The organism is Micromonospora sp. MW-13 (assembly GCF_003434305.1).
GTDB lineage: Bacteria > Actinomycetota > Actinomycetes > Mycobacteriales > Micromonosporaceae > Micromonospora.
The window spans coordinates 1-13,510 of record NZ_QKKX01000029.1; the positions used below are offsets into that span (position 1 = coordinate 1).

The window sequence follows — 13,510 nt, forward strand, 5'->3', positions numbered from 1 at the left end:
CCCGACGGTGATGACGTGAACGACTCAGCTCCATAGGCACCGCCGCCCACGTCATCGACCGCCGCCGCCCACGGTTCCGCCCGGGCCACCGTTCCCCGCCGGCCGGGGACCGCACCCACGACCAGGCAACGGCCCTGCCCCGCGCCACCCTCCAACCAGGCCACGGCACCGCGTACGCCCAGGTCAGACACACCTCAATCGACTACGCAAAGACCCTGCCTCAGAACCGACGGATTACCCGATCAACGTTCAAAGACACGGCACTAGCCCCGGACCCGCCGCGGATAACGAGACCTCGGACGGGCCGGCACCGCCACCAGCCGCGAGCAGGGGCGATGCACGGCGACGAGATCGCGTTCAGCGTCCCTCGAAGACCGGTTTCTGCTTGTTGACGAAGGCCATGGTGGCGGCCCGGTGGTCGACGGTGGCGCCGCAGATCGACTGGGCCTGCGCCTCGGCGGCCAGGGCGTCGGCGAGGGTGCCGGCGTCGGCGACGGAGAGCTGGCGCTTGATCGCCCCGTACGCGACGGTCGGGCCGGCGGCGAGCCGGGCGGCCAGTTCCTGCGCGGTGGGCAGCACCTGCTCGTCGTCGTCGACCAGCCGGGTCAGCAGGCCCAGCCGGTGGGCCTCCTCGGCGGGCACCGGCTCGGCGAGCATCAGCAGCTCGACGGCCTTGGCGTGGCCGACGAGCCGGGGCAGCGTCCAAGAGGCGCCGGTGTCGGCGGCGAGCCCCACGCCGGCGAAGGCCATCAGGAAGCGGGTCCTCGGCCCGCCCACGCGGAAGTCGGCCAGGAAGGCCAGCGACGCGCCGGCCCCGGCGGCCATTCCCCGGACCGCGGCGACCACCGGCTTGGGCAGGCTGGCCAGCCGGGCCGCGATCGGGTTGTAGTGGGCCCGGACGGTGGCCAGCGGGTCCGCCCCGGCCGAATCGAGCGTCTGCACGTGCTCGCGCAGGTCCTGACCCGCGCTGAACGACCCGCCCGCCCCGGCCAGCACCACCGCCCGGCAGCTACGGTCGGACTCCAGCCCGGCCAGGGCGTCCCGCAGCGCCTCCTTGAGCGCCACGTCGAGCGCGTTCATCGCCGCCGGGCGGTTCAGCGTCAGGGTGACGACGGCGTCGGTGCGGTCGACGAGCAGCGGCTCGGTCACGTTCTAACGACCCTTCTGTCGGGCGGTGCGGTTCGTGGCGTCGAGGCACTGCTCGACGTACCGGTCGGCGGCCGGCCGCAGCCGGGCGGCGTGCCGGTCGAAGAAGCTGGCCGCTGCGGTGCCGGGCCAGCGCTCGGGCAGCAGCGCCGGGGGAAGTTGCGGGTCCCGGAAGAGGAAGGTACGCCACGCGTGCACGAGCCGGAACCGCGCCGCGTACGCCTCCTCGTCGTCGCTGCGCGTGGTCACCTTGGCCAGCAACGGGCGCTGCTCGGCGACGAACTGCTCGTAGGCCCGCCCGATCTCACTGAGGTCCCACGCCCGGCGGACCACCTCCACCGCCCCCCGGGTGCCGGCGGCGTGGGACGCGGTGAACCGCTCGTACCGCACGCCCGCCTCGTCGAGCAGCAGGTCGACGTCCTCCCCCGGCCGGGTGGCCACCCACGTCTGCTCGTCGAGGGTGCCGTAGCCGAGGAAGCTCAGGTTCGCGGCGAGCCGCTGCCGTTCCCGGCGGGAGGTGGCCGTCGACAGGACGAGCAGGTCGAACCGTCCGTCCCAGCCGACCCGGCCGGTCCGGTAGATCCGGGCTGCCGCCTCGTCGAGTCGGCGGGCGGCTTTTGGTGTGATCGAATATCCCGGCCCGGAGGCCAGGCGGAGCGGGTCGAGCCAGCCCTGGCGGACCATCCGGCTCACCGCCGTCCGCACCGCCGGCGGTGCGATCCCGAGCGGCGCGAGCAGCTTGACCAGGGCGGCGACCGGTGCACGGCCACCCCGGGGTCGGAGGTGGTCGCCGTACAGGTCGAAGAGTGCCGACCGTGCCTGCATGACCGCACATTGTGACAGGCCTTCTCAGGATATGCTAGATGCTGTTACATCAATGCTGCTTCGGTTTGGGTCCGGCGGTGTTCATCAGGGAAAATCGTTGGTCGGCACCGCCGCGCAGGCCGCGGTGGGTGATGGGCAAGAGGCTGTGGGGCAACCCACCGACCCTGGTGTAGGTCTGAGGGGAGACAACATGGCGGCGATGAAGCCGCGGACGGGCGACGGTCCGCTGGAAGTCACCAAGGAGGGCCGGGGCATCGTCATGCGGGTCCCGCTGGAGGGTGGTGGCCGGCTCGTCGTCGAGATGACTCCCGACGAGGCCAACGCGCTCGGCGACGCGCTGAAGTCAGCCGCCGGCTGACCGAGGAGCGGTCCGGCCGGCAGTCGTCGAGCGGACGGTCCATACAACCCTGAGCCACCGGCCCCGCCGGTGGCTCAGGGCCTTCATCTCTGGAACGGGCGACGGGCCCGTCCTTTCGATCGTTTCTGGAGGTCGTTGCAGCGTGCTGGCCATCCGTCTGGTGAGCGGACCCGAGCGGCCCGACTCCCTGGCCCTGCCCATCCGACCCGCCGGGACGGCCGAGGGCAGGGACGCCTTGGTCACGCTGCAGGCCGGCCTGCCCGCGCCCGACGACGTGCTGGCCGAGGCGGCCGCCCTCGCATCCGCGGCCCGGGCCACCGGGCGGGCCGGCGAGGTGCACGTGCACCTGCGTCCCGGGCGCGCCCCGGGCCGGCTGCTGCTGGCCGGGGTCGGCGCCGGCGACGAGGCCGGATGGCGCGCGGCGGGCGCCGCGCTGGCCCGGGCCGCGAGAGATGAGACACATCTCACGGTCGGGCTGCCGGGCGACGCCCCGGCCGAGGCGGTGCGTGGCCTCGTCGAGGGGCTGCTGCTGGCGTCCTACCGGTTCCGGCTGACCGAGGCCGGCGAACGGCCCGCCCTGGCCGGCGTCGACGTGCTGGTGACCGACCCGTCCCGGTACGCCGACGTGCTGACCGCGGCCGAGGTCACCGCGCGGATGACCCACCTGGCCCGGGACCTGACCAACACCCCGTCCTCGGTCAAGAACCCGCAGTGGTTCGCCGAGCAGGTCGAGTCGGCGGCGGCCGACCAGCCCGACCTGCATCTGCGCGTGCGGCAGCCGGACGAGCTGGCCGCGGAGGGCTTCGGCGGCATCCTCGCCGTCGGGGGCGGCTCGGCCAGTGGACCCCGCCTCGTCGAGCTGGACTGGCGTCCGGCCGGCGCGCGTACCCACGTGGTGCTGGTCGGCAAGGGGATCACCTTCGACACCGGCGGTATCTCGATCAAGCCGGTGCCGGCGATGAAGCTGATGCGCAAGGACATGGCCGGGGCCGCCGCGGTGGTCGCCGCCACCCTGGGCGCGGCGGCGCTGCGGCTGCCGGTCCGGGTCACCACCCTGGCGCCGCTGGCCGAGAACGCGGTAAGCGGGTCGGCGTTCCGCCCCGGCGACGTCGTCTCGCACTACGGCGGGGTCACCAGCGAGACCACCAACTCCGACGCCGAGGGGCGGCTGGTGCTCGCCGACGCGCTGGCGTACGCCGCCGCCGAGCTCAGGCCCGACCTGCTGCTCGACCTGGCGACCCTGACCGGCGCGAACGCGGTGGCGCTCGGCAAGCACACGGGCGCCCTCTACTCCGACAACGACGAGTTGGCCGCCGACCTGCTGGCGGCGATCGACGCGGCCGGCGAGGCGGCCTGGCGGATGCCGCTGCCGGCCGACTACGTCGAGCACCTCGGCAGCGAGGTGGCCGACCTGTACAGCGCCCCCAACCAGGGGGCCGGCTCGGTGCTGGCCGCGCTCTACCTGCGCGAGTTCACCGGCGACCTGCGGGGACGCTGGCTGCACATCGACATGTCCGCGCCGTCCTGGGCCGACGGCGACGCCGCCGAGCTGTCCCGGGGCGCCACCGGCTGGGGCGTCCGGGGCCTGCTGCGCTGGCTCGGCACCCTCGCCTGACCGCCGCGCGCCCCGCGACCGGTCGACCCGGGGCGGGGCGGTTCAGCACTTGACGGCGGCGAGCAGGCCGTGCCCGACGGGTAGCAACGCCGGCGTCCAGTGCTCGGACTCCCGGATCGCCTTGATCGTCTCCCGGGTGGTCACCGTCTCCACGTCCCGGGCGGCCGGGTCGCCGATCCGGCCGTCGGCCAGGGTGCCGTGCAGCGCGAGCACCCCGCCGGGGCGCAGCAGCCGCAGCGCCGCGTCCACGCAGGAGCTGAAGCTGGTGGCGTCGGTGTCGACGAAGACCAGGTCGTACGCGCCGTCGGCGAGCCGGGGGAGGACGTCCAGGGCCCGGCCGGTGATGATCCGGGTGCGCCCGGCGGGGAAGCCCGCCTCGGCGAAGATCCGGCGGGCGATCCGCTGGTGCTCCACCTCCACGTCGATCGTGGTGAGGACGCCGTCCGTGCGCATGCCGCGCAGCAGCCACAGCCCGCTGACCCCGGTACCGGTGCCGATCTCCACCACCGCCCGGGCGCTGCCGGCGGCGGCGAGCAGCCGCAGCGCCGCCCCCGCGCCCGGGGTGACCGCGTCGAGGCCCACCTCGCGGGCGAGGCTGCGGGCGGTCCGCAGCACGAGGTCCTCGGTGACGTACGACTCGGCGAACTGGAGCGCCTGGGTCGTCGAACTGCCGGAACTGGCGGCCGTGGCGATGGGACACCTCCGTCAGGGGCGGGTTGGCGCTATGAGCCTAGAGGCGGGGCCGAACGGGCGCAGCCGCGAGTCCGGTCCCGGACGATCACCGTGGAACGTGCCCGGACGGGAGGTTGCTGGCGAACGATCACGGACGGCAACCGCTGACTGCACTCGCGGCATTCGTGTAATCCTGGATGCGGTATCCCCCCGTCGTCGGGACCGGCCTCCCGTGCCGGTCCGCCGAAGCGGGGAGCCGGGGACGACTGGGAGGCCTACGTGACCGACGGCTGGGACTGGCGCCAGCCCGGGGGAACTCCGACGCCGGGGGGCCCGCCGGGGAGCGGGGCGACGCCGGCCGGGTCCCCTGGGGCGTCCGACGGCCCCCCGGGTGGCCCGACGAGCTCGCCCTGGTGGTCCGACGCGCTCGCCGACCCGTGGCGGGACCCGTACGCCCCCGCGGCGGTGGTCGTGCCCGGCCCGGTCGGGCCCGCCGACGCAGAGCCGGAGCCGGTCACCGACCCGGACGCGCCCGGCCGGCCGACCCTGCGCCAGTTGCTGCTGATCCCGCTGATCACCGCGCTGCTCGCCGGCACCCTCGGCGGCGCCCTCGGGTACGCCTTCGCGGTGCGCGGCGGCGTGACCGGCGGGACCGTGCTCGGCGCCGGTGCCGCCGACCCGCCCGCGCTCGCCCAGCGCCGGCCGGAGTCGCTGGCCGGGGTCGCCGAGAAGGTCCTGCCCAGCGTGGTGACGGTCCGGGTGGCCAGCCTGGGCGGCACCAGCGAGGGGTCGGGCTTCATCGTCAGCACCGACGGGCACGTGGTCACCAACGACCACGTCGTCGCCGGTGGCACCGGCAAGGCGACGGTGGTCTTCAACGACGGCAGCACCGCCGCCGCCACCGTGGTCGGCCGGGACCCGGAGTCCGATCTCGCGGTGATCAAGGTGTCCCGCGCCGGCCTGCGGCCGGTGGAGTTCGGCGACTCCGACGCGCTCGCGGTCGGCGACCCCGTGCTGGCCGTCGGCTCGCCGCTGTCGCTGGCGAACACGGTGACCGCCGGCATCGTGAGCGCCGTGGACCGGACGATGCAGGCCGGCGAGCCCGGCGGCCCCACCCGCTACTACGCGGCCATCCAGACCGACGCCGCCGTCAACCACGGCAACTCCGGCGGCCCGCTGGTGGACGGGGCGGGGCGGGTGGTCGGGGTGAACTCGACGATCAAGTCACTGGTGGCCGACGGCCAGGAGGCCGGCAACATCGGGCTCGCCTTCGCCATCCCGATCAATCAGGCGAAACGGGTCACCCAGGACATCATCGGCACCGGCAAGGCCCGGCGTACGGTGATCGGCGCCCAGGTCGGCGGGACCGGCGGGGCCAGCGGCGGCGCGGGCGGCGTACGGCTGGCGGCGGTGGAACCGGCCGGTCCGGCGGCCGGGGCCGGGCTGCGGGCGGGGGACGTCATCCTGCGGCTCAACGGCCGCCCGATGACCGACCCCACCGATCTGATCGCCCTGGTGCGGAAGTTCGCCCCGGGGTCGGTGGTGACGGTGGAGTACCGGCGTGGGTCGAACCGGCAGAACGCCTCGGTGACCCTGGCCGCGGACGCCAAGTGAGACCCGTTCACCCCCTCCCGATCGGGCGTCCGACGTGCGTAGTCTTGGCCTGACGCCGACGAGGAGGCCCAGCAGTGTTCGAGAACCTGAACTGGTGGGAGATCGGTGCGCTGTTGCTCCTGGCGCTGCTGATCTTCGGTGACCGGCTGCCCGTCGTGATCAACGACGGGCTGCGGATGGTCCGTAACCTGCGCGCCATGGCCCGTAACGCGACCGGCGACCTGAGCCGGGAGCTGGGCACCGACATCCAGCTGGAGGACCTGCACCCGAAGGCCTTCATCCGCAAGCACCTGCTCAGCGAGGAGGACGAGCAGGCGATCCGGAAGCCGTTGCAGGGCGTGTACGACAACCTGCGGGCCGACGTCACCGGCGTGCACGACGACCTGAAGAACGTGGCCGCCGCGGCGGACCTGCGGACGAAGACCCCCGGCGGTTCGGCCGCGGCCCCCACGGGCGATGCCGCGAAGACCCCCGCCCCCCGCACGGCCAGCTACGACGACGCCACCTGACCGGCCCGCCCCGGGCTGGAAGCCGAACGGGGGCGGCGCTCCGTCCGGAGCGCCGCCCCCGTTTCCGTACGACGGGTGGCCGGGTCAGCGACCGGCGGGCTTGAGGCCGAGCGGCCTGCCGAGCAGCGACTCCCGCCGCACCGCCAGCCGGTCGGCGACCCCGTCCAGGGCCTTCGCCGCCGGCGACTCCGGCTCGGCCAGCACGATCGGGTTGCCGGCGTCACCGGCCTCCCGGACCCGGGTGTCCAGCGGCACCTGACCCAGCAGCGGCACCTGGGCGCCGATCGTCCGGGTCAGCGAGTCGGCGACCGCCGCGCCTCCGCCGGAGCCGAAGACCTCCATCCGGGTGCCGTCGGGCAGCTCCAGCCACGACATGTTCTCGATCACGCCGACCACCCGCTGGTGGGTCTGCAACGCGATCGCGCCGGCCCGCTCGGCCACCTCGGCGGCGGCGGCCTGCGGGGTGGTCACCACCAGGATCTCCGCGTTCGGCAGGAGTTGGGCCAGCGAGATGGCCACGTCGCCGGTGCCCGGGGGCAGGTCCAGCAGGAGCACGTCCAGGTCGCCCCAGTAGACGTCGGCGAGGAACTGCTGCAACGCCCGGTGCAGCATCGGGCCGCGCCACACCACGGCGGCGTTGCCGGCGGTGAACATGCCGATCGAGATGACCTTCACGCCGTGCGACTGCGGCGGCATGATCATGTCCTCGACGCGGGTGGGGCGGCCGTCGGCGCCGAGCATCCGGGGCACCGAGTGCCCGTAGATGTCCGCGTCCACCACGCCCACCGAGAGGCCCCGGGCGGCCAGCGCGGCGGCCAGGTTGACGGTGACGCTGGACTTGCCCACGCCGCCCTTGCCGCTGGCTACCGCGTACACGCGGGTGCGGGAACCGGGCTGGGCGAAAGGGATCACCGGCTCTGCGGCGCCGCCGCCGCGCAGCTTCGCCTGGAGGCCCTGGCGCTGCTCGGGGCTCATCACCCCGAACTCGATCTCCACCCCGGTCACGCCGGGCACCGCGCCCACGGCGGCGGTGATGTCGGTGCGCAGCTTGTCCTTCAGCGGGCAGCCAGCCACGGTGAGCAGCAGCTCGACCCGGACCACGCCGTCGTCGCCGACCTGGGCGGAGCGGACCATGCCGAGGTCGGTGATGGGCCGGCGGATCTCCGGGTCGTCGACGGTGGCCAGGGCGGCCTGGACGGCGTCCTCGACGGTGCTGACGGGTGCTGACATGCCCGCAATGCTACGTCGGGGGCGATCCGTGCCGGCCGCTGGCGGGCCTGGTGTGAGCGAATCGATGGCCCCGACGGTCACCGCGCCGGCCCGCCGGCCCGCGGGTGGCCGCGCCCGACCTTCGCAGGCCGGAGGGGGTCCCGGGCCGGAGGGTCACGAGCCCGGTGGTCAGCGTTCCCGGGCCGGGCCCTCCGGGCGGCCGTCCCGGGCGAAGTCGCCGTCCAGTTCGTCGACCGGCTCGTCGAGTGGCCTCCCGGCCCCGCGAGGCTCGCCAACCGGGCCCGGCTCGCCGGTACCGCGCCGCTCGCCGGTAGCGCGGGGAGCCGGCCGGTCCTGCTGTCGGCGCTCCAGCCGCTGCCGGCGCTGCGCGGCCTCGTCCAGCTCCTCGGCCAGCCGGGCCAGCTCCGAACGCAGGAAGTCCCGGGTGGCCACCTCGCCCATCGCGATCCGTAGCGCGGCGATCTCCCGGGCCAGGTACTCCGTGTCCGCCTTCTGCATGGTCGCCCGGCGGCGGTCCTCCTCCAGCGCCACCCGGTCCCGGTCCGCCTGCCGGTTCTGCGCGAGCAGGATCAGCGGCGCCGCGTACGAGGCCTGGAGGGAGAGCACCAGGGTCAGGAACGTGAAGGTGTACGGGTCGAACTGCAGGTCGTCCGGGGCCAGGGTGTTCCAGGCGAACCACGCGGCGATCACCAGGGTCATGTAGACGATGAACAGCGCCGTGCCCATGCTCCGGGCGATCCCCTCGGACCACCGGCCGAACGCCTCCTGGTCGAACCGGGGCAGCTTCACGCCCCGGGGCTCGCGCGGCTGGTCCAGCCGCTCGGCCCGCCGCTGCTCACTCATCGGCGCCGTCCAGCGCCCCGGTCCCGACGGCCGGGAGGGTCTCGGCGTCCCGGTCCCGCCAGTCGCGCGGCAGCGAGTGGTCCAGCACGTCGTCGACCGTGACCGCGCCGACCAGCCGGTTGCTCCGGTCCACCACCGGCATGGCGACCAGGTCGTACGTCGCCATCCGGCGGGTGATCTCCGGCAGTGGGGTGGCGGGGCGCAGCGGGTCGATGTCGTTGACCACCACCCCGCCGAGCAGGTCTGCCGGCGGCTCGCGGAGCAGCCGCTGGAAGTGCACCATGCCCAGGTAACGACCGGTCGGGGTGGTCATCGGCGCGCGGGTCACGAAGACCTGCGCGGCCACCGCCGGGGAGAGCTGCTCCTCCCGGATCCGGGCGAGGGCCTCGGCGACCGTGGCGTCCGGGGGGAGGATCACCGGCTCCGAGGTCATCACGCTGCCGGCCGTGCCGGAGGTGTACTTCAGGAGCTGGCGTACCGGGTCGGCCTCGTTCGGCTCCATCAGGTCCAGCAGCACGTCCTGCTCGGGCGGGGGCAGCTCGTTGAGCAGGTCGGCGGCGTCGTCCGGGTCCATCTCCTCCAGCACGTCCGCGGCCCGTTCCCGGTCCAGCGCGGCGAGGATCTCCACCTGGTCGTGCTCGGGCAGCTCGCTGAGCACGTCGGCCAGCCGCTCGTCGTCCAGCGCCGCCGCCACCTCGTTCCGCCGGGTGTCGGGCAGGTCCTGGAGGGCGTTGGCCAGGTCGGCCGGGCGCATGTCCTCCAGCACGGCGAGCAGGTTCGCCGTGCCCCGGTTCTCGACGATGCCGCTCAGGCCACGCACCCGGTCCCACTCGACCTGCTGGAGGTGGCCCCGGCGGGTGAGCCGGCCGGTGTGCTCGCGGACGGCCACCCGGGTCAGCGACCACTCGCCGCCCCGGCTGCACTCCATCGCCACGTCGACCACCCCGCCCGGCTGGCCGCCCGGGTCGATCTGCACCCGCCGGTCCAGCAGCTCCTGGAGCACCAGCAGCTCGTTGGGGCGCTTCTCGAACCGGCGCAGGTTGAGGGTGCCGCTGCCGAGCACCACCGCGTCGGCGTCGATGGAGGTGATCCGGTTGATGGACAGGAAGATCCGCCGACGCATCGGCATCTCCGCCACCAGACCCACCACCTCGGGCGGGCGCTGGGTCGGCCGGAGCCGGGCGACCGCGTCCCGCACCCGTCCCACCTGGTCGCCGTTCGGGTCGAAGACGGCGACTCCGGCGAGACGGGCGATGTAGACCCGGTTCGGCGTGCTCACAGGCACCAGCCTAAGCGCCTACTGTTTATCAACATGTCGACCTTGGCCTACGAGATCGTGGACGTCTTCACCGACCGCCCCTTCGCCGGCAATCCGCTGGCCGTGGTGTTCGGCGCCGAAGGACTGGCCACCGAGCAGATGCAGGCGCTCGCGCTGGAGTTCAACCTGTCCGAGACAGTGTTCGTGCTGCCGCCCACGCAGGTCGGGGCCACCTACCGGGCGCGGATCTTCACCCCCACCGACGAGCTGCCGTTCGCCGGGCACCCGAGCGTCGGCGCGGCGGTGACCGCGAGCCGGCGCGGGATGTTCGGCGTGGGGCAGGTCACCCAGGAGTGCGGGGCGGGGGTGCTGCCGATCGAGGTGACCGCGACCGGCGCGACGCTGACCGGCGGCACTCCCACCCTCGGCCCCGAGCTGGACCTGGAGCCGCTGCTGGAGATGACCGGTCTCACCGCCGACGACCACGCCGGCCCGGCCCCCCGGGTGGCGGGCTGCGGGCTGGAGTTCCCGTTCCTGCCGGTGCGTCCGGACGCGGTGGCCCGCGCCCGGGTCAACGCGGCGACGGCGGAGCGGTACGGGATCGAGCACGTCAGCGTCTTCTCCTGGGAAGCCGACTCGCAAACCGCACACGCCCGGGTATTCGTGCCCGGGCACGGCGTCCCGGAGGACCCGGCGACCGGATCGGCCGCCCTCGGGCTCGGCGTCTGGCTGGTCGCCAGCGGCCTGCTCCCCGGCGACGGCCGATCCTCCTACGCCGTCCGGCAGGGCATCGAGATCAACCGAGCGTCCTACCTGGGCTGCACGGTCACGGCCGCCCACGGAGCCGCGGTCGGCGCCACGGTGACCGGAGACGTGATGGCGGTGGCCCGGGGCGAGATCGCCGTCCCGCCCTTCGTCGGTTGAGCGGTGCGCAGGGGGCCGCGTCGACGCCTGCGGCAGCGCGCGGGCCGGCGTGGCGGCGACCCGTGGTGGCGGTGCGGTCGCGCGGCCCCACGGACATGCGGGAGGATGCCGGGGTGACGGACGAGGTGGACGAGCGGGTCACGACGCCCCTGGTCGACGAGGCGGTGAAGAAGGCCGCCGTCGCCTGGGTGGGCGTCCCGGGCGAGCCGGCGCGGGCGCTGTGGTGCGTACCGTTCGAGGGGTCGCTCCTGGTGGTGAGCGGCCCCGGTGAGCAGTCGGCGCCCGGCCTGGCGGAGGCCGCCGAGGCGCAGGTCACCCTGCGCGGCGACCACGGCGGGCGGATCGTCGCCTGGCCGGCCCGGGTGACCCGGGTGGCGCCCGGCACCGAGGCGTGGACGGCCCTGGCCCCGACGGTGGCCGCCAAGCGGTTGAACGCCCCCGGCCCCACGGCCGAGCTGGTGCGGCGGTGGGCCGCCGAGGACTGCGCCCTGGTCCGGCTGGCCCCGGCCGGCGAGCCCGCGACCGGCGACCGGCTCCCGGACTCCTCGCTCGCCGAGCCGCCCCGGCCGGCCCCCGTGGTCCGGGCCACCCGCAGGCCGTTCCGCCTGCACCGGGTCCGCCGCCGCTGAGCTTCCGGCCCATCTCGGAGCTGCCGGAGCCCGGCCGGCCCGGAGCCCGGCCGGCCCGGAGCCCGGTCAGGCCGGCACGGCGGCCGGGTCCACCAGGTCGAGGACCTCGGTCAGCGAGCGCAGCACCGGCCCGGTCCAGTCCGGCTCGGCGTCGAACACCATGTGCTCGGCCAGGTCCGGGGCGGCCAGCCGCACCGCCGTCAGGCCCACCCGCGTCGCGCCGGTGAGCTCCCGGCTGCCCCCGTCGCCGACGTACAGGCAGTTGGCCGGGGCCAACCCCAGCCGTTGGCACGCGGCCAGGTAGAGCGCCGGGTCGGGCTTGCAGCGCCCGACCTCCACGGAGAAGACCCGCACGTCGAGCAGCGGGTCGACGGCCAACTGGGGCAGGAACGCCGGCAGCTCGTGGGTGCAGTCGCTGACCAGCCCGGTGCCCAGGCCGCGGCGGCGCAGCGCCGTCAGTACGGGCACCGCCTCGTCGCGCAGCCGGGTGTCGGCCCGTACCGCCCGGTGCCGGGACAGGACCGCCGCGCGCAGCGCGCTCTCCGGCGGGCTCACCCCGGCCTGGTCGCACACCCAGCGCAGAGTCGACTCGGCGTCGCCGAACAGCCCGCTGGCGCGCTGGTAGTAGCTGCGGTCGAGCACGGCGGCGAGCGCCTCGACGGGGCAACCGAGCAGCTCGGCGGTGGACCGGTGGGCCGCACCGCGCTGCACGGAACGGGTGAGCGTGCCGAAGAAGTCGAACAGCACCGCATGGAACTCGGGCATGGGGAGGTGCCTCCGGGCGTCGAGGGGGAGGGTCGCCAACGGATTTCCATGATCGTAACGGAGTGCTGACGTTCTGTGGTGGCCGGTGCCGTGTGAGGATTGCTTCCCGTGTCCGTACCCCCGCAGCGCCGACCGACGGTCGACGCGCCGACCGTCGGTGTCGTCGTCTTGGCCGTCGTCGCGGTCTCCTCCTCCGCGCCGCTGGTCGCCTTCGCCGCCGCACCGGCCCTGGCGATCGCCTTCTGGCGGAACCTGCTCGCGGTCGGCGTGCTCGGCCCGTTCGTGCTGGCCCGGCGGCGGACCGAGTTCCGGGCGCTCACCGTCCGCGGGGGCCGGCGTGCGGGCTGGTACTGCGTGCTCTCCGGGATCGCGCTGGCCGCCCACTTCGCCACCTGGATGCCGAGCGTCCAGCTCACCTCGGTCGCTGCCGCCACCGCACTGGTCGCCACGCAGCCGGTCTGGCAGGGGCTGATCGCCCGGGGGCAGGGGCGGCGGCTGCCGCCGGCGGTCTGGGCCGGCATCGGGGTGGCGGTCGGCGGAGCGGTGCTCGCCTCGGGGGCCGACCTCGGCGTCTCCGGCCCGGCGTTCGCCGGTGACCTGCTCGCGCTGGCCGGGGGCATGTGCGGCGCGGTCTACACCGCCCTCGGGGAGGGGGCCCGCCGCACCGTCAGCACCACCACGTACACCACCATCTGTTACGGGGTGTGCGCGCTGGTCCTGCTGGCGGTCTGCCTGGTCGGCGGGGTGCGGCTGGGTGGCTGGGACGCCGACACCTGGCTGGCGATCCTCGCCCTGGTCGGCGGCGCCCAGCTCCTCGGCCACTCGATGTTCAACTACGCGCTGCGCCGGATCTCGGCGACCACGGTCAGCGTGCTGATCCTGCTGGAGGCGCCCGGGGCCGCCCTGATCGCCTGGGTCTGGCTCGGCCAACTCCCCCGGGCCGCCGCGCTGCCCGGGCTCGCGCTGCTGCTGGTCGGCGTGGTCGTGGTGGTGCTCGGTGGGGCGCGCGCCGGCCGCCGGGCCGTCCCCACTGCGCTGCCCGCCGACGCCAGCCCGCTCGCCGAGCGCCCGCCGGCCTGACTGCGGGTACTTTCCGCGGCGAGTGTCGCGGTTCCGCCCGCC

At 74.8% G+C, this 13,510-nt stretch carries 14 protein-coding genes; 7 read left to right on the forward strand and 7 right to left on the reverse strand.

Annotated elements, in window-relative coordinates; all coding sequences use genetic code 11:
- Nucleotides 1-357 precede the first annotated feature (357 nt).
- Nucleotides 358-1,149, reverse strand: a complete 792-nt coding sequence (locus C5N14_RS15355) for an enoyl-CoA hydratase/isomerase family protein (RefSeq protein WP_117668776.1) — start codon at nt 1,147-1,149, stop codon at nt 358-360.
- A gap of 3 nt (nt 1,150-1,152) precedes the next feature.
- On the reverse strand, nt 1,153-1,971 hold the full coding sequence (locus C5N14_RS15360; protein ID WP_117668777.1) for a PaaX family transcriptional regulator C-terminal domain-containing protein: 819 nt from the start codon (nt 1,969-1,971) through the stop codon (nt 1,153-1,155).
- Between the two features lie 190 nt (nt 1,972-2,161).
- Between C5N14_RS15360 and C5N14_RS15365 the strand changes: the two genes are divergently transcribed.
- Nucleotides 2,162-2,329 carry a DUF3117 domain-containing protein gene (locus C5N14_RS15365; protein ID WP_117668778.1) on the forward strand — a complete coding sequence of 56 codons (168 nt, stop codon included), beginning with the start codon at nt 2,162-2,164 and terminating at the stop codon, nt 2,327-2,329.
- 142 nt (nt 2,330-2,471) lie between these two features.
- Nucleotides 2,472-3,944 (forward strand): M17 family metallopeptidase, encoded by a 1,473-nt coding sequence (locus tag C5N14_RS15370; RefSeq protein WP_117668779.1) that lies wholly within the window; start codon nt 2,472-2,474, stop codon nt 3,942-3,944.
- Nucleotides 3,945-3,986: 42 nt separating this feature from the next.
- Here C5N14_RS15370 and C5N14_RS15375 read toward each other — a convergent pair whose 3' ends face one another.
- The gene (locus C5N14_RS15375) at nt 3,987-4,637 is read right to left on the reverse strand and encodes an O-methyltransferase (RefSeq protein WP_256371522.1); all 651 of its coding nucleotides are present in this window, start codon (nt 4,635-4,637) and stop codon (nt 3,987-3,989) included.
- Nucleotides 4,638-4,895: 258 nt separating this feature from the next.
- Here C5N14_RS15375 and C5N14_RS15380 point away from each other — a divergent pair, with 258 nt between their 5' ends.
- Together C5N14_RS15380 and C5N14_RS15385 are read left to right on the forward strand one after the other, a co-directional pair.
- A complete protein-coding gene (locus C5N14_RS15380; protein ID WP_117668781.1) occupies nt 4,896-6,230 on the forward strand; it encodes a S1C family serine protease in 1,335 nt (444 codons plus the stop codon).
- Between the two features lie 74 nt (nt 6,231-6,304).
- Complete coding sequence (locus tag C5N14_RS15385) at nt 6,305-6,739, forward strand: preprotein translocase subunit TatB (protein ID WP_117668782.1); 435 nt, start codon at nt 6,305-6,307, stop codon at nt 6,737-6,739.
- Nucleotides 6,740-6,823: 84 nt separating this feature from the next.
- Here the strand turns inward: C5N14_RS15385 and C5N14_RS15390 are convergent, their stop codons facing one another.
- From C5N14_RS15390 to C5N14_RS15400, 3 genes are all read right to left on the reverse strand, one after another.
- Nucleotides 6,824-7,969, reverse strand: a complete 1,146-nt coding sequence (locus tag C5N14_RS15390) for an Mrp/NBP35 family ATP-binding protein (RefSeq protein WP_117668783.1) — start codon at nt 7,967-7,969, stop codon at nt 6,824-6,826.
- Nucleotides 7,970-8,137: 168 nt separating this feature from the next.
- Nucleotides 8,138-8,812, reverse strand: a complete 675-nt coding sequence (locus tag C5N14_RS15395) for a DUF1003 domain-containing protein (protein ID WP_117668784.1) — start codon at nt 8,810-8,812, stop codon at nt 8,138-8,140.
- Nucleotides 8,805-10,091: a magnesium transporter MgtE N-terminal domain-containing protein gene (locus C5N14_RS15400; RefSeq protein ID WP_117668785.1), complete on the reverse strand. Its 1,287-nt coding sequence runs from the start codon at nt 10,089-10,091 to the stop codon at nt 8,805-8,807. Before C5N14_RS15400 ends, C5N14_RS15395 begins: the two co-directional genes overlap by 8 nt.
- Nucleotides 10,092-10,124: 33 nt before the next feature.
- On the opposite strand from C5N14_RS15400, the gene C5N14_RS15405 reads away from it, so the two are divergent.
- Entirely contained in the window at nt 10,125-10,994 is an 870-nt protein-coding gene (locus C5N14_RS15405; RefSeq protein WP_117668786.1) for a PhzF family phenazine biosynthesis protein, read from the forward strand.
- Between the two features lie 95 nt (nt 10,995-11,089).
- Complete coding sequence (locus C5N14_RS15410; protein WP_117668787.1) at nt 11,090-11,623, forward strand: hypothetical protein; 534 nt, start codon at nt 11,090-11,092, stop codon at nt 11,621-11,623.
- Between the two features lie 66 nt (nt 11,624-11,689).
- Here C5N14_RS15410 and C5N14_RS15415 read toward each other — a convergent pair whose 3' ends face one another.
- Entirely contained in the window at nt 11,690-12,388 is a 699-nt protein-coding gene (locus C5N14_RS15415; RefSeq protein WP_117668788.1) for an HAD family hydrolase, read from the reverse strand.
- 99 nt (nt 12,389-12,487) lie between these two features.
- Here C5N14_RS15415 and C5N14_RS15420 point away from each other — a divergent pair, with 99 nt between their 5' ends.
- Nucleotides 12,488-13,468 (forward strand): DMT family transporter, encoded by a 981-nt coding sequence (locus tag C5N14_RS15420; RefSeq protein ID WP_117668789.1) that lies wholly within the window; start codon nt 12,488-12,490, stop codon nt 13,466-13,468.
- The last annotated feature ends 42 nt before the right edge of the window (nt 13,469-13,510 follow it).

Coding starts and splice junctions, on each gene's coding strand:
- C5N14_RS15405 (WP_117668786.1), top strand. CDS start 10,125: ATGTCGACCTTGGCCTACGAGATCGTGGACGTCTTCACCGACCGCCCC.
- C5N14_RS15410 (WP_117668787.1), top strand. CDS start 11,090: ATGCGGGAGGATGCCGGGGTGACGGACGAGGTGGACGAGCGGGTCACG.
- C5N14_RS15390 (WP_117668783.1), bottom strand. CDS start 7,969: ATGTCAGCACCCGTCAGCACCGTCGAGGACGCCGTCCAGGCCGCCCTG.
- C5N14_RS15395 (WP_117668784.1), bottom strand. CDS start 8,812: ATGAGTGAGCAGCGGCGGGCCGAGCGGCTGGACCAGCCGCGCGAGCCC.
- C5N14_RS15415 (WP_117668788.1), bottom strand. CDS start 12,388: ATGCCCGAGTTCCATGCGGTGCTGTTCGACTTCTTCGGCACGCTCACC.
- C5N14_RS15365 (WP_117668778.1), top strand. CDS start 2,162: ATGGCGGCGATGAAGCCGCGGACGGGCGACGGTCCGCTGGAAGTCACC.
- C5N14_RS15360 (WP_117668777.1), bottom strand. CDS start 1,971: ATGCAGGCACGGTCGGCACTCTTCGACCTGTACGGCGACCACCTCCGA.